Source organism: Hymenobacter jeollabukensis, from assembly GCF_005771675.1.
GTDB lineage: Bacteria > Bacteroidota > Bacteroidia > Cytophagales > Hymenobacteraceae > Solirubrum > Solirubrum jeollabukense.
This window is the reverse complement of sequence record NZ_VAJM01000004.1, coordinates 218,872-239,978: the sequence shown is the minus strand read 5'-3', so window position 1 is coordinate 239,978 and position 21,107 is coordinate 218,872. Positions and strand designations below refer to the sequence as shown.

Here is a 21,107-nt window from a genome sequence, read left to right as displayed (position 1 = left end):
CCGAATAGCAAACGATTGCAACGCCCGACACCCCTCTTTATAATAGACTAGGCGCTAAAATTTATTTTTTTCCGGTTTAGCAGCATCCGCTTTCGTTTTCCCCGCTGGCCGGCGAAAGCCGTAGCTTGCAGATCGAACCCGTTTCGCGTGTAATGTCCGCCGTACCGAATCCTTCCGACTTGCAGCCGCTGCTCGACGCGCTGGCTTTTTCGCCCGACAACCTCCCGCTGCGTCGCCACGTGGCCGCCCTGCTGCGCCAGCTCGGCCGCCTGACCGAGGCCGACGAGCACTACCGCGCCGGCCTGCGCCAAGCCCCCCACGACGCCGAGCTGCAGCTGGGACTGGCCGAAACCTACGCCGCCCTGGGCAAGACCTCGGCCGCCCTGGTGGTGCTGGAAGAGCTGCTGCACGCGCAGCCCGAGCACGCCCGCGCCCACTTGCTGCACGCCCGCCTGCTGGCCCGCGCCGGCGGCCCGCCCGACGAAGCCCGCCACGCCTACCAGCAGGCCCTGCAGCTCGACGCCGGGCTGCGCGACGCCGAGCTGGACGAGCAGCTGGGCCTGCGCCCCGCCGCCCGCCCGGCCACCGGCGGCGGCTCCACCGAGTACACCGCCAGCATCTCGCCTGCCGGGCTGGATGAGAAGGCGCTGTTTGCCGGCCTCGAAAAGCCCACCATCACCTTCGCGGAAGTAGGCGGCATGGAAGCGGTAAAAGAGGAAATCCGCCTCAAAATCATCCACCCGCTGCAGTTTGCCGACCTCTACAAGGCCTACGGCAAGGCCGCGGGCGGCGGGCTGCTGCTCTACGGCCCGCCCGGCTGCGGCAAAACCTACCTGGCCCGGGCCACGGCCGGCGAGGTAAAGGCCTCGTTTATCCACGTGGGCATCAGCGACATTCTGGACATGTGGCTGGGTCAGAGTGAGAAGAAGCTGCACGAGCTGTTCGAGCTGGCCCGGATGCAGGCGCCCTGCGTGCTGTTTTTCGACGAGGTGGACGCGCTGGCCGCCAACCGCCACGACCTGCGCCAGAGTGCCGGCCGCACCCTCATCAACCAGTTTCTGGAGGAGCTCGACGGCGCCCGCCGCTCCAACGACGGCGTGCTCATCCTAGCCGCCACCAACGCGCCCTGGCACCTCGACCCCGCCTTCCGCCGCCCCGGCCGCTTCGACCGCATCGTACTGGTAACCCCGCCCGACGAGCCCGCCCGCGAAGCCATCCTGGACGTGATGCTGCGCGGCAAGCCCGTCGACGAGCAGCTGAACCTGAAAGCCGTGGCCGCCCAGACCGCCGGCTTCTCGGGCGCCGACCTCAAAGCCGTGGTCGACCAGGGCGTGGAGACCCGCCTGCGCGAGTCGATGCGGGCGGGGCGGCCGCTGCCGGTGCAACAAAGCGACCTGCTGGGCGCCGCCAAGCAGGTGCGGCCGAGCACCAAGGAGTGGTTTGCCACGGCCAAAAACTACGCCCTGTACTCCAACGAGGGCGGTACCTACGACGACATCCTCACTTATCTAGGCATCAAGAAGTAGCCGCGCCATGCCGCAGATGGAGGACGGCCGCTGGGAGGAGGCCGCGCAGCACCTGCTGGCCGTGCGCCGGCCCGCCGAGGCGGAGCAGGTGATACGCCGGCACCTGCTGGCGCAGCCGCGCCACGCCTTTGCCCACACCTTGCTGGGGCTGGCCCTGCTGCGCCAGGCGCGGCTGCCCGCGGCCCGCGAAGCCGTGCTGACGGCCCTGGGCCTGGAGCCGCAATCCAACGAAGCCTACTACCTGCTGGGCCTGATCAGCCAGCGGCAGGGCTATTTGCCCGCCGCGCTCCGGGCCATTGGGCACGCCTTGCGGCTGCAGCCGCTCAGCCCCAAGTACTTGGGTACGCACGCCTGGTTTCTGAATCAGCAGGGGCAGTTTGCCCAAGCCCAACAGGAAGCCGAGCGGGGCCTCGCTCTCGACGCACAGCACGCCGAATGCCTGGTGCAGCGGGTGGAAGCGCTGCACGGCCTGCAAGCCTGGGCGCAGCTGCCCGAAGCGCTGGAGCAGCTGCAACGGGCACGCTCCGACCACGCCATCACGCACCGCCTACTGGGCCGCGAGGCGCTACGCCAAGAAGCATTTGCGGCGGCGCAGAGCCATTTTCGGGAGGCGCTGCGCCTGGAACCCGGCAACGAGCCGGCGCGCCTCGGTGCCGCCCAGGCCCTGCGCCTGTTGTCGTGGCACGGCCGCCTGAGCTGGCGCCTGCAGCGCTACCTGACATTCATTTCGGAGGGCACCCAGCGCGGGCAGCTGCGGGCCTGGGGCCACTTTCTGCTGATTCTTATCCCGCTCAGCCTGCTGTGCATTCCGCTGCTGCTGTTTCTGGGCTTCGAAGCGGCGTACTGGCGGCTGCACCCGGGCATCCGGCGCCTGCGCGCGCGGCCCGACAGCACTGGGTCCTACGCCCGGCAGACGCTGTACCGCTACGGCCCGCTGGTTTCGTGGCTGCTGCTGGGCCTGGCCTTGCTGCCGGGATTGGTTTGGAGCCTGTTGCAGCTAGGGGTGCCCGAAAGCGCCCTGGGTCCCGGGCTGACCGGCGGCTTGGTGGCCACCGTGGCCGGTGTCACGGCGGCGTTTAGAGCGGCTGCGACGGACCCTTTGCCCGACAAGTCGCCACTGCCCTGGTTGTTGATGGCGGCGGCAATGCTGGCGGCTAGCCTGACGGCGGCGGCGTGGGAAGCCCTCTGGCGCTGGGGTGCCCCGCCGCTTACCCTGCTGCTCACCGGCGGGCTGTTATTCTTGCGCATCCGCCGCGCCCGGCGGGCCGCCCGCACCGACTAGCTCCTCCCCGCTGTCTTCCGCTTGATTCCGCTATGTCTACCTACCAGGATACCGCCCGCCTGCACCTGCTGCTGCAGCACAAACGCCCGGCCGACGCCGAGCAGGAAGCCCGCCGCCTGCTGCTCGACGACCCCGAAAACGCTTACGTGCAGACGCTGCTGGCCCTGGCCCTGATGGAGCAGGACCGCCTGCCCGAGGCGCAGGAAACCGCGCACCGCGCCATTGCGGCCGACCCCGAGTACAGCTTTGCCTACTACGTGCTTAGCGCCACCCTGCAGCGCCAGCACGAGCTGCCGGCCGCCCAGCAGGCCGTCGAAGAAGCCCTGGCCCTGGACCCGCTGGAGGCCGATTACCACCACGTGCTCGGCCTGATTCGCTTTCAGCGCGGGCAGTTGCAGGGCGCGCTGCGGGCCGCCGAAGCCGGCCTGGCCACCGACCCCACCCACGTCGACTGCCTGGGCCTGCGCGCCCGCTGCCTGGCCCGCCTCGGCCGCCGCGACGAAGCCCAGGCCGACCTCGACGAAGCCCTGCGCCAGAGCCCCGGCGACGCCGGCACCTACGCCGACCTGGGCTGGGTGGCCCTGGAGCGCGGCCGGGCCCAGGAAGCCGCCGTCCACTTCCGCGAAGCCCTGCGCCTGAAGCCCACCCTGGAGTACGCCCGCGAAGGACTGGTGGCGGCGCTCAAGGCCCGCTTCTGGGTCTACAACTGGTTTTACCGCTTCATGGTCTGGACGCAGAACCTGGGCAGCGGCGCCCAGCGCGGGCTGTTCATCGGGTTGTTTCTGCTCTCGCGCCTGGTACCGGTGCTGCTGCCGCTGTACCTGGCGCTGGTGTACATGAGCTGGTTTGCCGAGCCCATCTTCAACTCCTTGCTGCGCCTGAACCGCTACGGCCGGCACGCCCTGAGCGAAGAGGACACGCGCAACTCCAACCACTTCCTGGGCCTGCTGCTGGCCGCAGCGGCCGTGCTCGGCGCGGGCTACTTCACCCACACCGGGGCGCTGACCATGCTCGGCATGGTTGGCCTGGGCCTGCTCTTCCCGCTGGTGGGCACGCAGCGGCAGTGGCGCCCCGTGCGCCGGCAGCAGTCCAGGTGGGCCGGCATGGCCTTGGCCGTCGTGGGCGTGGCCGCCGCGCTGCTGACGGGCCTGGGCCTGCCCCTCGGCGGCCCGCTCTTCGGGGTCTTTTTGTTCGGCACGCTGGGTTACGTCTGGTTTTTCGCCCTGCGGGGCTAAAGCCATCAGCCGTATTGAATAATCAAGGGCCGCGTTCCGAAGAACGCGGCCCTTTTCGTTATTGGTGGCAGTGCTTGTTGCGCTTCTTTGGCCGTGTGGCCAGCGAGCAAGCAAACGTCGTGCGGAGCGCGGTCGGAGCATCTCTACCGCGTTGTTCGGCAGAGATGCTCCGACCGCGCTCCGCACGACGGCCTGTTAGCCGGATGCCCATTGTCTTACTGCGCGTAGCGGCCCAGCACATTGTCGAGGTATTTCTGGGCCGAGCCGGTGTTGAGCAGCAGCAGCTCTTCGTCGGGGCGCAGCCAGCCGGTGGCCAGCAGCTGCCGGGCGGCCATCCACACGGCCGCGCCTTCCGGGGCCACGAACAGGCCTTCCAGCCGCGCCAGCTCGCGCATCCCGGTTAGCATATCCTCGTCGCCGATGGCCAGGGCCGTGCCGCTGGATTCGGCCAGCACCTGCAGCATCAGCGCTTCGCCCAGGGGGCGCGGCACGGCCAGGCCGTTGGCAATGGTGGGGCGGCCCTGGTACTGCTGGCAGTTGGGCTGCCGGCCGGCCAGCGTCGCTACCAGCGGGCAGCAGTTTTCGGCCTGCACGGCCACCATGCGCGGCAGCCTGGCCTCGGCCGGCAGCCAGCCGATGGCCTGCATTTCGCGCAGGGCTTTCCAGATGCCGATGAGGCCGGTGCCGCCGCCGGCCGGGTACAGGATGACGTCGGGCAGGTGCCAGCCCCCTTGCTCGGCCAGCTCGTAGCCCATGGTTTTCTTGCCTTCGATGCGGTACGGCTCCTTCAGCGTCGACACGTCGAGCAGCTGGCCGGCGGCGTTCAGCTCGCGCACCCGGGCCGCGCAGTCGTTGATGAGCCCGTCGACCAGCTGCACGTCGGCGCCGTACCAGCGGCATTCTTCCTGAAAGGCGACGGGCGTGTGGCGCGGCATGACCACCGTGGCGGGCAGGCCGGCCTTGGCGCAGTAGGCCGCCATAGCCACGCCCGCGTTGCCGGCCGTGGGGATGATACAGCCGGCCGCGCCCAGCTCCCGGGCCATCGACACGGCCATGCTCAGGCCGCGGGCCTTGAACGAACCGGTGGGGTTCTGGCCTTCGTCCTTGAGGCGCAAGGAACGCAGCCCGTAGCGGGCGGCCAGGTTGTCGAGCGTCAGGATGGGCGTCATGCCCTCGCCCAGGCTCACGCGGTGGGCGTCGTCGTGCAGGGGCAGCAGCTCGCGGTAGCGCCACATGGTGGCTTCGCGGCCGGGCAGCACGCTGCGCGGCGGGGCGGCCTCGAGGGCGTAGCGGGCCAGCAGCGGCGCGGCGCAGCAGGCGGAGACGGTGTGCGGCACGCCCGCCTCGTAGGGAGCATGGCAGCGGCTGCACTCCAGTTGGGAAAGTAAGCTGGTGGCGGTATCGGTGGCGAAAAGCATGGCTACGGCGGAAAAGCAGGTGAGCAGAACCCGGTGGCGGCGGAATCTGCCCCTGAAACGGCCGCAAGTAGCCTTGCAGTTATGCCCCTGGCAAATGGTATTTCGGCATAGGCTATTCCCGTTCGGAATAGTAGCGCAGCGCAAACTGCATGAACTCGCGGAACGGCGCCAGGTTTTCGGTGCCCCGGCGTTGGATAAACTCGAAGTGGCGCTTGAGCAGCAGGTCGCGCACCGTCACCTCGGCCAGCTCGCCGGCCGAGAGGGCCCGGGCCACCGCCTGCCGGGGCAGAAAAGCCAGCACCTGGTCGTCCACGCGCACGAAGTTTTTCAGCGCCTCGGTGCCGCCCAGGCGCACCTGCACCCGCAAATCGGCCAGGCGGATGCGCTGGGCCTGCAGGGCCTGCTCCAGCACGGCCAGGGTGCCCGAGCCAGCCTCGCGCAGGGCCAGCGGCACGCGGTAGAGGTCGGTGAGGGCCAGCTGCTGGTGGCGCAGCGGGTTGCGGGCCGAGCACACGGCCACCACGTCGTCGGTAAGCAGCGGGGTGTAGGTCACGTTGCTCACGCGGTGAATGCCCTCGATGACGCCCAGGTCGATTTCGTGGTCGAGCAGAGCCTTGAGGATGTTTTCGCTGTTGCGGTTTTTGAGCGTGAGCTGGGTGTGCGGGTGCTCGGCCAGGTAGCCCGACAGCACGGCCGGCAGCACGTAGAGCGACACGGTGGTGCTGGCCCCGATGACCATGTGGATGTCGGGCGTGAAGCGTGGGCTGAGGGCGGCCATTTCCTCGCGCAGCTCGGCCTGCAGCTGCTGGGCCTGCAGCAGCTTGCGGTAGAGCAGCTGCCCGGCTGGCGTGAGGGCCACCGCGTTGCCGAGCCGCTCAAACAGCCCCACCCGGTAGTATTCCTCCAGCGCCTTCACCTGCTTGCTCACCGCCGACTGGCTCAGGAACAGGCTTTGCCCGGCCTTGGTGAAGCTCAGCCGCCGGGCTACTTCCAGAAATACTTCGTGCTGGTTGGAAAGCATGTAATTGTTTTTCGTTACTCGTCTTTCGTTGTTCGCCCCCGTTCCAACATGAGGATCAGGGCCTGACAATCCTTGCCTTGCACTGCTCAGGCCGCTTCTGTTTCTGACCGTCAGGTCTCGAAAAACGAATAACAAAGAACGAATAACGAGAAGCCCTACTCCGTGGCCAGCGCCAGCACGGCCGCCACCGCGCCATTGACGACCTCGGCCATGCGCCGGAAATCGAGCGTGCTGATGGTGTCGCTGGGCTGGTGGTAGTGGGGGTTGCGCAGGAAAGCCGTGTCGTTGATCATCACCGCCGGGAAGCCGAAGTGCCAGTAGTTGCGGTGGTCGGAGAGGCCGGCCAGGGACAGCGAATCGGGTAGGTTGATGCGCTGCACGTCGAGCCGGGCGGCGCCCTGCATGAGCTGCTGCACGCGGCGGGCAAACGCCTCCTCCCCGTCGCGGCCGACGACGATGATGAAGTTGCCCACGCTCGGAAACAGCGAGGCCAGGTCTGCGTTCGGGAAGCGTTGGGAGCCGGGCCGGTCGCTGAAGTAGCCGATCATCTCGTAGCAGAGCATGGCCCGCACCGGCACCTCGGCCTCGTGCAGAGCCTGAGCGTGCACGAAGCTGCCCATGTCCTCGGTGGCGAAAAAGGGCGGCTCCTCGTTGGGGTAGGCCACCAGCTCCACCGGGCGCCGGAGCTGCGGGGCGCGGGCGTGCAGCAGGCGGGCGGTTTCGAGCAGGCCGGCCACGGCGGAGGCGTTGTCGTCGGCGCCGGGCGTGTCGTCGCACACGTCGTAGTGCGCGCCGACTACCACCCGCTCGCCGTCCGTGGGCCCGAAGCAGGCGATGATGTTACGGTAGCGGCGGCCGGCCACGGTGAAGGGCTGCTCCGTCACCCGGCAGCCGAGCTTGCCGAATTCCGCCTTGATGTAGTCGGCGGCCTGGTTGAGGGAAGTCAGATTGCGGTAGTTGCGGGCGGGGTGCAGCTCGGTCAGAAACTTGACGTCGGCGTAGAGGCGGGCCTGGTCGGCGGGCATAGAGGAAACGGGTAGCGAAAGAGACGCGGCGGCGGGGCGCCGGCCGCGGCCGATAAAAAACAATCCGCCCGCCACCAGCAGCAAGCCAAAGAGCAGGCGCAGGTGGTGGAATGCGGGCACGGAGCGAATAAGCTAACGGGAATGGATTCGGCGGACCTTATCTGGCAACCACCGCCGGGGCCGCACTTGGAATCAACGCGCGGCCTAAGGGTGCTATTGTGTGGAGGCCGTCATCTGGCGCAGGCTGTTGGCGTAATCCACGATGCGCGCGAGGTGGGCGCCTTCGTTGAAGTCCAGGTTGTGCTGGCGGGCAAACTGCTCCAGCTGCTCGGCTTCGGCCGGGAAATACGCCAGCACGTCGCGCTTGGGGCGGCGCAGCGCCACGATGCTGCCCTGCGGGGTACCCAGGTATAGCAGCTCGCGCACATCGGTGTAGTAGGTGGGCATCCCGACGGGTCGCGTGGTGTAACCCGATACCCACGAGGGGTCGGACCACGGCATGGCCCGCGACACCAGGCGCTGCCGGCGCAGCAGTATTACCGGCCCCCCGTTGAGGCGCTCGAAGAAGGCCGGCGCGGTAGAGGTGGCGTAGTCGTGGTCGTGGTCCCAGGGGTACACCAGAAAGGGCCGGGCGCGCTGCACCTGCGCCCAGCGCCGCCGCATGCGCGGCGGCGTCGATACGTAGTTGTAATACTGCGGGGGAAGCCGGTCGAAGCGCATGACTTCGCCCGATACGGCGAACGTGCGCACGGCCAGCGCCGGCACGGTGCGCACGGTGCCGTCGGCCATGGTCACCAGCAGCAGGTCCAGGTCGTTGTGCAGCACCAGGGAACCGCGAATGGTGTCGCCATTGGTCAGCACCACGGTGCTGGCCGCAAATTCCTGCGGTATGCTCTTCAGCTGGGCCGCCGCGGCCAGCGGCAGCAGGCTGCTGACCAGGCTCAGGCAGTAGCGTAGCGGACGGTTCATAGGCGGGAATACGTTAGCGTACGAAGCTTAAGAACGGCAGCGGCAGGCGGAAGTTAAGGCCAGGCTGCCCTTATTAAATATAGGCTAAATCGCGGCCGGTTTCAAGTTATTATTTGGCTTTGAATCAGGACCGTGCGGGCGTTTTCAGGCGACGCAGGCGTCAGGTTCCCGCAGAGGGCGCAAAAGGTCACGCGGAGGACGCAGAGGTCGTTCAACGATAGAGGCACTACGATTCCAAAGTCGTAGTACCTCTATCGTTGAACGACCTCTGCGTTGCTTTTATTCGAAGAGGAAAGCAGGCGGCGTGACACCTACCGCACCCGTACCGTGCCCGCGCCGTTGTAGGAGTGGTACTCGGCGTTGTACATGGCGTCGGCACTCACCGGACCCAGCTTGAAGGTGCCTTTCGACACGGCCCGGGCCAGGTAGTAGAAGTGCTTGGGCTGCTGGGTAGCCGTGGTGAAGAGGTTGATCCGGTCGTCGCGCACGTCGAGGTAGTCGGGCGTGGCGGCGTCGGTGGCCCAGGTCAGCTCCCGCACGGCGCCGATGCGTGGGTTTTCGATTTCCAGGCCGGCGGGCAGCAGGTCGGTAATGGCCACGTTGGGCACTTCGCCGGCGTAGGTGCCCGCCTGCAGCGTGATTTTGACCACTATGAGGTCATTCTGCCGGAACTCGGCCCGGCCGACCGGCGCGCCGGTGCGGTCCAGGAACTGCCGGCGCACTTGCAGGTACTGGTCTTCCTCGGTGATGCGGCCGGTGGGCGAAATGCCTTCCAAGGTCCAGAAGTAGTAGAGGCTGCCGGTGCCGGCCGTTTTCAGGCTCAGGCGGCGGTTCGCCACGTTGTTCACGTTCAGGTCCTGCGGGCCTTTGTACTGGCCGAGCACGGCGCCGGTAACCTCGGCCAGGGTGGCCGTGACGGTAGCGTTCTTGTTCTGACGGGCCACTTTGCCCAGGGCCAGCAGGGCGAAGCTGCGCTCCTGGGTGCTCAGCCAGCCGGCCGATTTCACCTGCCGCGAGAGTTGGCGGGCCATCTGCGCCACCAGCGGGTTCTGGGGGTCGGCGTCGATGAGGGTGTTCAGGGCCAGGCCCAGGTCGCGCACCGGGGAGTAGAACGAGCCGTCGAGGGCGCGGCGGGCGGCGGGCTGATTGAACGTGCGCGGCAGCAGCTCGCGGAAACCCTTGGTCTGGCCCGACAGGGCGCTGGTGCTGGCCAGCACGAACTTCGAGTCCTGGGCCAGCAGGCGCTGGTTGGCGCGGTAGTAGTTCAGGGCCACCGGGTCGGGCAGGCCGGCCAGGGCCAGCACGTAGAGCGAGTAGGCGTTTTCCTTTTTGGCAATGGTCTGCTCGCGGGCAATGTTGGAGGCGTCGAAGTACTGGTAGGGCTCGGTTTCGCGCTTGCGCACCCGGTACTGCAGGTAGCGCAGGGTTTTGTCGAGGATGCCCTGGTTGACGGCAAAGCCGGCGCGCTTGGCTTCGAGCAGGAAGTGGGCGGCGTAGGTGGTGGCCCACCAGTTGTCGTAGTCGCCGCCGGGCCAGTAGCTGAGGGCGCCGTTGTAGAGCTGCATGCTCTCAATCTTGCGGATGGCCTCCTGCACGTGGTAGTTGGGGTTGTAGCGCTGGGCTTTCTTGGTCTGGCCCAGCGTGGCGGCCAGGTCGGGGTAGTAAATCTGCGGGAAGGCCGCCGACACGGTTTGCTCCAGGCAGCCGTAGGGGTACTGCAACAGGTAGCGCAAATCCTTGCTGAACTCGGTCATCGGGGAGCGGCTCAGCACCAGCTGGCTGCGCTGCGAGGTCGGCAGGAAGTCGGTGCGCAAATCCAGCGCCTGGGTCTTGCCGCCCGCTACCGCCCCGCCGCCGGTGCGCATCTGCAAGGGCGAGGCCGGGCGGACGGGTAGTTCGATGGTTTCGGTGAATTTCTCAGACGCAGGGGTAATAGCTGAAATCTGGATTTGACTGTTGCCTATTCCTTGACTGACTACTGGATATTTGAAAACAAAACGTTTCTCGGCGTTGGCTGGTAGGCTTAGTTGACCATATCCTTGGATATTCTGCAACACTTCATGGCCATATGCATTAGGCGGAATCTGCGACAGTGCAAAGGCCAAAGCGCCCTGCGTTTTGGCAGTAAGAGCAATTGTCATCGGTTTGCCCGTCGTATTCGTCAGCGTCACCGGCACGTCAATCGTGTCGCCGGGGCTGAGGAAGCGGGGCAGCGCGGTGCTGATGACCACCAGGTCGGCCACGCGCATGGTGTGCTCGGCCGAGCCAAAGGCGTCGTCCTTGTAGGCCACGGCCATCAGGCGCAGGGCCCCGCTGAACTGCGGCACGCGGATTTTGACCAATACCCGGCCGTTGCCGTCGGCGCGCTTCACGCCGCTCCAGCGGGCCACCAGCTGCACCCGGCGTGAGGGCACGGGCGTGGTGCGGCGGTTCAGACCGTACCCGTCGCCGCCGCTGCTGCTGGTGCCCAGCTCGGGCAGCAGGAAGGGGTACACGTCGTGGGCCGTGACTTCCAGGGCGCGCTTCTGGTAGAAGTAGCCGAAGGGGTCGGGCGTGCGGTAGTTTTTCAGCTGCAGAATGCCCTCATCCACCACGGCCAGGGTCACGGCGGCGTTCGGCTTGGTCTGCACTTCCACCGTCTGCCAGGTCTGGGAGCGGCTTTGGGCCACGGCCTTGATGGCCACGGGCAGGCGCGAATCGGGCTTTTCCACCGTCAGCGGCACGAAGCCCCGGGCCACGGTCAGCGGGATTTTGGAATCGGCCGAGAGCGGACGGATGGCGGTGGCCGTCACGTACACGTTGGGCACGTGGCCGGCGCGGATGGGAATGGTCACCCGGGCCGATTTCTCGTCGGTATCCACGTAGAAGTGCTCCAGCACGCGGTTGCGCTCCACCGTCACCAGCACCCGGCCGGGGAAGGGCGTCTTGAGCAGCAGGGTGGCTTTGTCGCCGGGCGCGTACTTGGGCTTGTCGGGCTCGATCTGCACCTGCCCCTCGTTGCTGACCTCAAAGGCGTTGCTCTGAGTGTCGCCGTAGCCGTAGGCGTAGAACGTCTGGGCCACGAAGGTGGCCGCGCCGGGCCGGAACACCCGCACCTCGTACTCGCCCGAGTACACCGGCGTGTAGCTCAGCTGCGCCATCGGCCCGGCCACGATGCCCGTGTTCAGCACCGTCTGCTCCTTGCGCTGGGAGTTGTAGGTGTAGCGCCCGCCCTGGCGCTCCAGCACCGTTTCCCACAGCACCCGCACGATTTGCACCTGCCCCTGGACATCCCGGGCCGATTTGCCCTGGGGCGTGAGGGCCACCACGCGCAGCGGCAGCGCCTGCCGGGTACTCACCAGCTCCGGCAGCTGCTGCAGGCCGAACATCACCTGCTGGGTCTGCACCTCGAAAGTGGCCAGGCGGTTGACCGGGCGGCCGGTTTCGTCGAACACGGTGGCAAAGGCAGTGCCTTCCAGCGTGCCCAGGTCCTGGTAGGCGGGCACTTCGTACTCGGCCGTGGCGCGGCCCCGCTCGTCGGTGCGGGCCTCGCGCACGGCTTTTTCGAAGCGCGAGTTCAGGGAGTTGTCGTCGCCGCTTTCCTCGCCGTAGTAGCGGCGGCGCGGCTCGGTGCCGCTGCGGATCGAGAAGTCGTAGTCGGGGTAGTCTTTGGGCTGGAAGGGCTTCTGCTTAAGCGAAAATTCCACTTCCACTTTTCTATCGGTAGCGGGCGGGCCGAACAGGTTCTGGGCCAGCACGGCGGCGCGCACCGTCTGGCCGGGTTGGGCGTTTTTGGGCGTGGTCGTCACGGTCACTTTCAGGCGGTCGGGCATGAATTCCTCCACACTCACCTGCCGCGAGGTCAGCAGCACGTCGTTGCCGGTCAGCACTTCCATGGTGTAGAGGCCGGTCATCACCGCCGGGGGCAGGATAAACTGGGCCTCAAACGAGCCGTCTTCCTTGCTCAGGGTGCGCCGGTAGCTGGCGTATTCCTTGCCCGAGGGCAGCAGCAGCCGGATTTTCATCGGCACCGGGCCGGGCAGGCGCCAGTCGTCTGTGCGCACCACGGTGTTGGAGCGGATGGTGTCGCCGGGGCGGTACAGGTCCCGGTCGCCGTAGAGAAAGGCCTGGTAGTGCGCGGCGTTGGCTTGCAGGCCGCCCACGTCGTAGCGCGAGGTTTCCACGCGGGCGCGCTCCAGCTGCAGGAAGGTGAAGTCCTGCCCGCTCTGCACCATCACCATGTCCAGCCGGAAGCGGGAGCTGGCCACGCTGTCGGCTTGGCTGAGCATGGCCACGCCGCCCGCGTTGGTGCTGCCGGTGAACATCACCTGGTTGTTCTGGCTGACGAAGCGCACCGCGGCCCCGCCCACCGGCTTGGCCGTGCGCAGGGAATTCACGAACACCATGGCCCCGCCGTTCAGGTCGCGCTTCACCACCACGCCCAGGTCCGACACGGCCACCATTTTCGACACCTGCAGCCAATTGCGCTCGGTATCCTGCACCCGCACCACGTACAGGCCCTTCATTTGGGAGCCGAATTCCAGCTCATCCAGCGAGAGGTGCAGCAGGCGGAGCGCCCCGGCCTTGGGCAGGCCCGAAGTCGTGTAAGTGCGCTCCGTGAGCAGATTGCCGAAGTCCTCGGTGTTGTAGTAGCGGTAGCTGCGGTCCACGTACTCGCCGTCTTCGTAATTGCTTTCCTCCCCGCCTTCCTCGTCGTTGGATTCGTAGCCGTACTGCTCGCCGGCGCGCAGCATTTCGCGGATGTTGTTGGCGTACACCTTGTAGATGCTCACCTTGACTTTGTCGACCTCGTTGAGCCGCAGCCCGAGGTTGCGCAGGCCCTGGGCGCCGAGGTACATGGCCTTTTCGCCGTTGGCAAAGCTGATGCTGGGTCGCTCGTCGCCGAAGGACACGGCCTGGCTGAACGACTCCGTAATCTGCCCGCCCAGGCTGCCGTAGCCGCCCGCGTTGAGGCTCACCGTGTAGGTTTTGCCCACCTCGAAGCCGCCGCGCAGCACGAAGCCGCTTTCCAGCGCCTCCACCGAAAACGGCACCTCCGGCGATACGCGCACCACCGCTTGGGCCTGCTCGGCCGATATCGGCTGGTCGGTGAGTACCGTCACCACCGGCTCGCCGTTGAGCAGGGAGCCGGTCAGCTCGCGCACCTGCAGCTGGCGCGGGTCGGGCACCGGGGCCGAGGCTTCCAGCTTGCCGGCCGTGCCCTTGCCCCCACCCACCGGCTTGAGGCCGGGCTCCACGTGCAGCTCCACCGTGCTGCCCGGCGCCAGCGGCTGCGTGGGCCGGATGCCCACCACCCGGTCCGGCTCGGCCGATACCACCTCGAAGGCTACGGGCTGGCCGTTCGAGGTCAGTTGCAGTCGGCTGCGCAGGTCGGCGGGGCGCACGTTGTAGTTGAACACCGCGTTCAGCCGGGCTTGCGGCTCCGAGCCGGCCCCGCTGGCCGTCCAGAACACCTGCGGCTCGCTCATGCGCAGGTAGGGCGTGTGGAAGTTGGCCCGGCTGATTTTGGCTTTCTGCTTGCCGCTGGGCAGCGCTTCGGGCCGCACCTCAGCCCGAAAAGCCGTGCTGGGCCGAAACGGCTCGGCCGGCGAAAACACCAGCTCTCGGTCCGAAGCCCACTTAAACCTGCCCCGCACCGCCGGCTCGAAGCGCACCACTTGCGTGGTGTCCCAGCGGTTGAGCTGGCTTTCCGCGGCCACCGCCTCATCGAAGCGGAATACCACGTTTTCGTAGGGGTCGATTTCCTCGCCGTCGGCGGCATCCGCGGCCGTTTGGTCGTCGGCGCCGGGTTTGGAGCAGGCGCACAGCAAGGCCAGCAGCACCAGCAGCGGCAGGCGGAGCAGTTGGTTGGGGGTCATGAAGGAATAGGGTAGATAGGTGGCGGCAGGGGCGGGAAAGGTAGAGAAAAACGGATGTGGATGGGTGACAGTACCGGTATAGTTTTGCCACCGAAGCCTCCCGTATTCGTAACGGCAAAACCCTCTTGGCCATGCTCCCCGCGCCACCTGACTTCAGCGCTCATTACAGCGCCGCGTTTCGGCAGGTGATGCCAGCTGCCCACGGCGAAGCCTTAAGCCCCACCGAAGCCCTCGGTCGATGGCAGGAGCTGATCCAGGAAATTCTAGCGGGCTACTGCGACATTCCCCCCGAACTCGACAACGACTTGGATGTAGCCCGGGAGCCGCTGGAGCACGCCCTGCACCAAGTGGCGCTGCTTGCCCTGCCCGAGCGTCAGCTTTTCGCGCAGCATATTCAGGCATTAGACGAAGTGTTTAAGTCCGTTACCGTCGAACATCCCGAATGGGGCCGAAACGATGCTACGCACTGGTGGGAGGGCCGTGTTCTGACCTTCGCCGGACGCGAGTACCGCAATTTTTGCGGCTTTGGACATTCTTTAAAGCAGCAAGGAATAATCATCCAACCGCTATTCTAACGCCTCGCAGGCACGGCCAAGCGCCTTGCAACCCGCACCGGATGCGTTGCTGCCTTCTCATAGTCATTCTCCCCAGGCCGAATCCAATCAGCCCACCCTCGCATACTTATCTTGCGGGTATGAATCGGCGCCGCGGGCTACCGCTTTTGCTCGGAAGTGGACTGCTGCTCCTGCTGGCGGGGCTCGACTGGCTGTTTCCGCTGCCTCCGCCCCCACCCGCCTCGCCCGTAGTGCTGGCCGCCGACGGCTCGGTGCTGCACGCCTACCTCTCGCCCGACCAGAAGTGGCGCCTGCCCACCGGCCTGCCCGACATTTCGCCCACCCTGCGCCGGGCCCTGGTGGCCAAGGAAGACCGGTGGTTTTATTGGCACCCCGGCATCAACCCCGTAGCCCTGCTGCAGGCCGCCGGGCGCAACGCGCTGGGCCGCGGGCGGCGCACCGGGGCCAGCACCATCACCATGCAGGTGGCGCGGCTGCTGGAGCCCAAGGAGCGCACCGTGGGCGGCAAGCTGCAGGAAATGCTGCGCGCCCTGCAGCTCGAAGCGCACTACTCCAAGGCCGAAATCCTGCAGCTCTACCTGAATCTGGTGCCCTACGGCTCCAACGTGGAGGGCGTCAAATCGGCCGCGCTGCTCTACTACGGGCAGCCCCCGCACTACCTCTCGCTGGCCCAGACGGTCACGCTCACCATCGTGCCGAACAACCCCACCGGCCTGGCGCCCGGCCGCCACAACGCGGCCCTGCTCTCGGCCCGCAACCGCTGGCTGCGCCGCCTGGGGGCTGAAGGCGTCTTTCCGCAGAAAGATATTGCCAACGCCCTGCAGGAGCCGCTGCTGGCCCGCCGCCGCCCCGCCCCACGCCTGGCCCCGCACTTTGCCCGCCGCCTGGTGCAGGACTACTACGCCTCCCGACAGCGCCAGAATCCTCCCTCGCTTCTAGAGCAGGACGCCGGGGGCGTGCGGTCAACGCTGGTGCGCCCGGCCCAGGCCAAGGCCGAAGACCTGACGCGCCAGTACGTGCGCCGCCTCGCGCCGCTGGGCATCACCCAGGCCGCCGTGCTCGTCGTCGACAACCGCACCCACGCCGTGCAGGCTTACGTGGGCTCGGCTGATTTCCGCGACGGCCTGCACCAGGGCCAGGTCGACGGCATCCGGGCCGTCCGCTCGCCGGGCAGTACGCTCAAGCCCTTCCTCTACGCCGTGGCCCTGGACCGCGGCCTCATCACGCCCAAGCGCGTGCTGCCCGACGTGCCCACCAACTTCGGCGGCTTCCGGCCCGAAAACTTCGACAAGCACTGCCAGGGCGAAGTGACGCTGGAACGAGCCCTGGCCTACTCGCTGAACATTCCCGCCGTGCATGTACTCCAGCAGGTCGGCGTGGGCGACTTCACCGGCCAGCTGCGCCGCGCCGGCTTCCGCACCGTGGCCCGCCAGGCCCCGCAGCTCGGCCTGAGCACCATCCTGGGCGGCTGCGGCGCCACGCTGGAAGAATTAGTCGGCCTCTATTCCACCCTGGCCAACGGCGGCCTCTACGCTCCCCTGCGCTGGACTCAAACGCCAACACAAAGCCCCAACGCACCACAAGCCGCAGCCGCCAAGACAAAACCGAACAACGAGCCGCCTGCCGGCGGGGCTGCGCAGCGCGAGCGGAGCAGCCCCGCGTCGTTGCTGACGTCCGGCGCCCCCTCTCCACGATGTCGCGCATCAAGCGAGGGAAGGGGGTCGGGGGGTGAGGCCCGCCTCGTCTCCGAGTCCGCCGCCTACCTCGTCACCGACATCCTCTCCCAGCTGGTGCGCCCCGATTTGCCCGTAGGCCACGAAAACGCCCTGCGCCTGCCCCACATTGCCTGGAAAACCGGCACCAGCTACGGCCGCCGCGACGCCTGGAGCATCGGCTACAACCGCCACTACACCATCGGCGTGTGGGTGGGCAACTTCACCGGCCAGGGCGCCCCCGCCCTCACCGGCACCGACGTGGCCACCCCCCTGCTCTTCGACCTCTTCAACGCCCTCACCTACAACGACGGCGCCGAGTGGTACGCCCCGCCCGCCGGCCTCGATTTTCGGCTGGTATGCCCCGTTACCGGCCAGGTGCCCGGCGAGCATTGCCCCGATCAGGTCATGGATTACTTCCTGCCCGGCATTTCCGACGTGCGCCGCTGCGAGCATCAGCAGGAGGTGTTCGTATCGGCCGATGGCGCGGTGAGCTACTGCCGCGCCTGCCTGCCCGCCGCCGGCTACCGCCGGGTGCTCTACCCCAACTTCGCGCCCGAGGTACTGGCCTTCAAAGCCGCCCAGGGCCTGCCCCACGCCCTGCGCCCCCCGCACAACCCTGCCTGCACCTTGGTCCGCACCGACGACACCGGCACCCAGGCCCCGCGCATCCTCTCCCCCACCCCCAACGCCGAATACGCCCTGGAACGCGGCAGCTCCCAGCAGCTGCAGTTGCGCTGCGCTGCCGCCAATGACGTGCGCCGGGTGTACTGGTACGCCAACGACCAGTTTGTACAAGCCGCCGCGCCCACCGAAGCCGTGTTCATCCGCCCGGCGGCCGGCCCGCTGAAGATTTCCTGCGCCGACGACCACGGCCGCAACACCGACGTGCAGGTGCTGGTGGAGCGGCTGTAGCGACGCGACCCTTCGCGTCTCAATTGGCGCTGATGCCAAAAATTCGCCTGCTAGAACGCGTTTGGATTCAGCTGAAATTTACCTTAGAACGTCATGCTGCGCCCCGCGAAGCATCTTTACCGCTTCGTTGTTCGGTAGAGATGCTTCGGCAAGCGGACGCCAGATCAAGCATGACTAAAACCTAAAATCCCGAACACGCCCTAACGCGAACTTGCCGACACTCGCCGCACAGCCTCGGCCAAACCACCGTGGCTGCCGGTGGTTGTGCCGCCGCACGCGCCGCCGTGTATCTTCGGCGACTAACCATTCTCCGACCATGCGCCAGCTTGTCGTTTCCCTGTTCGTGCTCTTGATTTCCACTTCCTCCCTTTCGGCCCAGACCGTCGAGCCGCTCTACTCGGGCACTATCCCCAACTCCAAGCCCAGCGAGGTGAAGGAAACCAGCGTAACGCTGGCCAACGGCGGTGTACGCGTTTCCAACGTGGTGCAGCCCACCCTATCGGTGTTTCGCGCCCCCAAGGACAAGGCCAACGGCACGGCCGTCATCGTGTGCCCGGGGGGAGGCTACGCCCGCCTCTCCATCGACCACGAGGGCTACGACGTGGCCAGGCGACTGAACGAGCTGGGCATTACGGCCTTCGTGCTGAAGTACCGCCTGCCCAACGACCAGAGCCAGCCCGACAAAACCACCGCCCCGCTACTCGACGCCCAGCAAGCCCTGCGCCTGGTGCGCCAGCGCGCCAAAGAATACGGCATCGACCCGGCCCGCGTGGGCATCCTGGGCTTCTCGGCCGGCGGGCACCTGGCCAGCACCGCCGGCACGCACTTCGCCCAGCCCCCCGGCGACGATAAGTCAGGCACTTCCGTGCGCCCCGACTTCCTGGTGCTGCTTTACCCCGTCATCAGCTTCTCCGACAGCCTGATGCACGTTGGCTCGCGCACCAACCTGCTGGGCGCCAACCCGGCGGCCGAACAAGTACGGCTGTACTCCAACGAGCTGCAGGTGACGGCCCAGACGCCGCCCACCTTCCTGGTGCACGCCCAGGACGACAAAACGGTGAAAGTGCAAAACAGCCTGCGCTTCTACGAGGCCTGCCTGCACCACCATGTGCCGGTGGAAATGCACCTGTATCCGCAGGGCGGCCACGGCTTTGGGCTCAACAACAAGACCACCAAGGACCAATGGTTTGAGCGCCTGCAAAACTGGCTGGACGCGGGCGGCTGGCTGCGTCGATAATTTTTTTCAGCCATGTAAAAAGCGCCTTAAAAGTAGTTTTGAGGCGCTTTTTCATTTCCAAACCCAGCCATTCCAGTACAGATGTAACCTTCCATTGGCGAGGTCAGTTAAGGGCTCTGTATCCGTTCTTGGCACGGTGCTTGCAAAACCCCAGTCAGAACCAGGAAACAAAGTTGAGTCTGATTCTTCGGAATCCTAACCTGAAACCCCGCCATGAAAAAGCTCCCGTATATCTTCAGCCTGCTGCTCGCCGTTGTTATTCTAATGCAATCGGCCGCGGCTCAAGCGCAGAGCAAAGTAAGCCCGCAAGCTAAAGGTGCCATCATCGGTGGCCTGGGTGGTGCCGCCGCCGGTGCCATCATCAACAAGAAAAACCGCGTAGTGGGCGGGGCCGTGGGTGCCGCCGCTGGTGCCGGTACCGGTTACATGATCGGCCGCAACATCCAGAACCGTAAAAAGGCCGAAGCCGCCGAGGCCGCCCGCGTAGCCGCCGCCAACCGCGCTGCCCGCGCCGAGCGCAGCGCCGCTGCCGCCCGCGCCGAGCGCAACGCCCTGGCTGCCCGCGCCGAAGCCGCCGAGCGTAAAGCTGCCCTGGCCCAGACCCAACCGCAGCCCCAGGTGCTGCAGCAGCAAGCCCTGCAGCCCACTGCCATGGCTACCGGCTTCGCCGCCGCCTCGGCCCCGGGCATGATGTACAACAACAACTCGATGGCCGGCGCTTACCTGCCCAACAACTCCTACGGCGACCGTTCGACCCCCTACGCTTCGTCGGAAGTACGTCGTAAAAGCTGGTAATTCGCTTCGCCGCGAAGCTCCCCCGAAAACCCAGGCCTTCGGGCCTGGGTTTTCGCTTTCCTCACCTCTCCAACCAAAACTGTCCCATGAAAGCATTTGCAGCTATTCTGCTGGCTTCCGCCCTGGCCGCGGCGTGTACCAAAACCGCCGAAACGCCCGCCGTCAACGTGCAGACCCTCGACCAACAGTTCATCACCGCCTGGAACTCGCGCAACGCCATTCAGCTCGACACCCTGCTGGCCGACGACGTGCACTTCCTGCAGGGCGAGGCCCACTACCAGGGCAAATCGGAAGTCTCGGATAAGTGGATCCGCGCCACGATGGGTACTATCGAAAACCTGCGCCTGAACGTGGCCAGCTCCATGAACGACGACAAAAGCGCCTACGAGGGCGGCACCTACTCGGTGGATGTGCTGCCCGCCGGCCCCGGCCAGCCCGCGGGCGTCGGCGAAGGCAACTTCGTGCTGATCTGGAAGAAAAACGCCAAGGGCCTCTGGAAGCTCGGCTACGCCCAGCTCGAAGGCCTGCCGGTGCGGGCGCGTTAGCAGCCCGTTTAACCGAAATTGAAAACGCCCCGGCAGTCAGTGACTGTCGGGGCGTTTTGCGTTGATGGACTATAGTAGAACGTCATTCAGAGCGCAGCGAAGAATCTCGCGTGTTTGGTCTGATAATCATTTCCTCGTTGAAAGCGGTTGCCATCCGACGTCAGCACGCGAGATTCTTCGCTGCGCTCTGAATGACGGGCTGATTCACCTCTATGCTTCCCGCGGGTACTCATCCCCGTCGTACACCGGCGTCATGTGCTGCTCCTCCGCTTCGGTAAACAGCCGGGAGCGAATCAGAAACCGCACGCCCAGCGGAATTTCCAGCGAAAAGCTGGCGCCCCGGCCCTTTACCACGTCGACGGTGAGCTGGGTGTGCTGCCAGTACGCAAACTGCGCGGCGCTCATGAAAAAGTCGCAGCCGTGGATGCGGCCCAGCCACACGTCGTTCGAGCCCACGCGGAATTCGCCTTTGGCAAAGCACATCGGCGAAGACCCGTCGCAGCAGCCGCCGCTCTGGTGAAACATCAGCGGGCCGTGCTCGTCGCGCAGCAGGTCGATGGTAGCCTCGGCGGCCTGGGTAACGAGCACGCGCGGGGTGGGTTTGGTGGTTGACATACGTTGGGTGGGTTGTAGCGGCAGATTACGCCGCAGCGCGGGCGTTGCCGTTGAGTAGCGGTTACAGCGGTTTTCGGGCCACCGCGAGGCAGGTAATTTCCCTACGCGGCGCAAGCCAAACCGGCCGCGCCCGCGCCACTAAGACGGCGGGCGCGGCCGGCGGCGCGGCGCAAACGGCGGCAAGCGGATAATTACCGGCCAGGCCGGGCGCGTCCCCACGGAGTTTCATGCGCACCCAGCCCGAACCGGTAGCAGCGCGCCCCCACGCGCTGTGTGAGTTGTGAGATGGTGAACTGGTGAGTGTTGTTCTGATTGCGCGAAATGCGCGGTTCTGGCCTCCCGAACATCAAACTCACTATTTCACCAGCTCACCAGTTCA

Annotated in this window: 14 protein-coding genes; 8 read left to right on the top strand and 6 right to left on the bottom strand. The window is 66.5% G+C overall.

The window, feature by feature from the left end:
• The first annotated feature begins 152 nt into the window (after positions 1-152).
• The 3 genes from FDY95_RS11065 to FDY95_RS11055 are packed head-to-tail and all read left to right on the top strand — an operon-like array spanning position 153 to position 4,043.
• Positions 153-1,526 carry an ATP-binding protein gene (locus FDY95_RS11065; protein ID WP_138077744.1) on the top strand — a complete coding sequence of 458 codons (1,374 nt, stop codon included), beginning with the start codon at positions 153-155 and terminating at the stop codon, positions 1,524-1,526.
• Between the two features lie 7 nt (positions 1,527-1,533).
• Positions 1,534-2,808: a tetratricopeptide repeat protein gene (locus FDY95_RS11060; protein ID WP_138077742.1), complete on the top strand. Its 1,275-nt coding sequence runs from the start codon at positions 1,534-1,536 to the stop codon at positions 2,806-2,808.
• 32 nt (positions 2,809-2,840) lie between these two features.
• A complete protein-coding gene (locus FDY95_RS11055; RefSeq protein WP_138077740.1) occupies positions 2,841-4,043 on the top strand; it encodes a tetratricopeptide repeat protein in 1,203 nt (400 codons plus the stop codon).
• Between the two features lie 215 nt (positions 4,044-4,258).
• Here the strand turns inward: FDY95_RS11055 and FDY95_RS11050 are convergent, their stop codons facing one another.
• From FDY95_RS11050 to FDY95_RS11030, 5 genes are all read right to left on the bottom strand, one after another.
• Positions 4,259-5,461 carry a threonine synthase gene (locus FDY95_RS11050; protein ID WP_138077739.1) on the bottom strand — a complete coding sequence of 401 codons (1,203 nt, stop codon included), beginning with the start codon at positions 5,459-5,461 and terminating at the stop codon, positions 4,259-4,261.
• Positions 5,462-5,573: 112 nt separating this feature from the next.
• Complete coding sequence (locus FDY95_RS11045) at positions 5,574-6,482, bottom strand: LysR family transcriptional regulator (RefSeq protein ID WP_138077737.1); 909 nt, start codon at positions 6,480-6,482, stop codon at positions 5,574-5,576.
• A gap of 155 nt (positions 6,483-6,637) precedes the next feature.
• Positions 6,638-7,627 (bottom strand): M28 family peptidase, encoded by a 990-nt coding sequence (locus FDY95_RS11040; RefSeq protein ID WP_246073996.1) that lies wholly within the window; start codon positions 7,625-7,627, stop codon positions 6,638-6,640.
• 93 nt (positions 7,628-7,720) lie between these two features.
• Entirely contained in the window at positions 7,721-8,476 is a 756-nt protein-coding gene (locus tag FDY95_RS11035) for a hypothetical protein (RefSeq protein ID WP_138077735.1), read from the bottom strand.
• A 311-nt stretch (positions 8,477-8,787) separates the two neighbouring features.
• Complete coding sequence (locus FDY95_RS11030) at positions 8,788-14,334, bottom strand: alpha-2-macroglobulin (RefSeq protein ID WP_138077733.1); 5,547 nt, start codon at positions 14,332-14,334, stop codon at positions 8,788-8,790.
• Between the two features lie 131 nt (positions 14,335-14,465).
• Here FDY95_RS11030 and FDY95_RS11025 point away from each other — a divergent pair, with 131 nt between their 5' ends.
• The 5 genes from FDY95_RS11025 to FDY95_RS11005 all read left to right on the top strand — a co-directional run bounded on the left by FDY95_RS11025 (position 14,466) and on the right by FDY95_RS11005 (position 20,113).
• Entirely contained in the window at positions 14,466-14,909 is a 444-nt protein-coding gene (locus tag FDY95_RS11025) for a hypothetical protein (protein ID WP_138077731.1), read from the top strand.
• A 119-nt stretch (positions 14,910-15,028) separates the two neighbouring features.
• A complete protein-coding gene (gene pbpC, locus FDY95_RS11020) occupies positions 15,029-17,536 on the top strand; it encodes a penicillin-binding protein 1C (protein WP_138077729.1) in 2,508 nt (835 codons plus the stop codon).
• Positions 17,537-17,852: 316 nt separating this feature from the next.
• Positions 17,853-18,773, top strand: a complete 921-nt coding sequence (locus tag FDY95_RS11015; RefSeq protein ID WP_138077727.1) for an alpha/beta hydrolase — start codon at positions 17,853-17,855, stop codon at positions 18,771-18,773.
• A 213-nt stretch (positions 18,774-18,986) separates the two neighbouring features.
• Entirely contained in the window at positions 18,987-19,568 is a 582-nt protein-coding gene (locus FDY95_RS26950) for a YMGG-like glycine zipper-containing protein (RefSeq protein WP_138077725.1), read from the top strand.
• An 86-nt stretch (positions 19,569-19,654) separates the two neighbouring features.
• The gene (locus FDY95_RS11005) at positions 19,655-20,113 is read left to right on the top strand and encodes a DUF4440 domain-containing protein (RefSeq protein ID WP_138077723.1); all 459 of its coding nucleotides are present in this window, start codon (positions 19,655-19,657) and stop codon (positions 20,111-20,113) included.
• Positions 20,114-20,323: 210 nt separating this feature from the next.
• Here the strand turns inward: FDY95_RS11005 and FDY95_RS11000 are convergent, their stop codons facing one another.
• Positions 20,324-20,728, bottom strand: a complete 405-nt coding sequence (locus FDY95_RS11000) for a DUF779 domain-containing protein (RefSeq protein WP_138077721.1) — start codon at positions 20,726-20,728, stop codon at positions 20,324-20,326.
• Between the last annotated feature and the right edge of the window lie 379 nt (positions 20,729-21,107).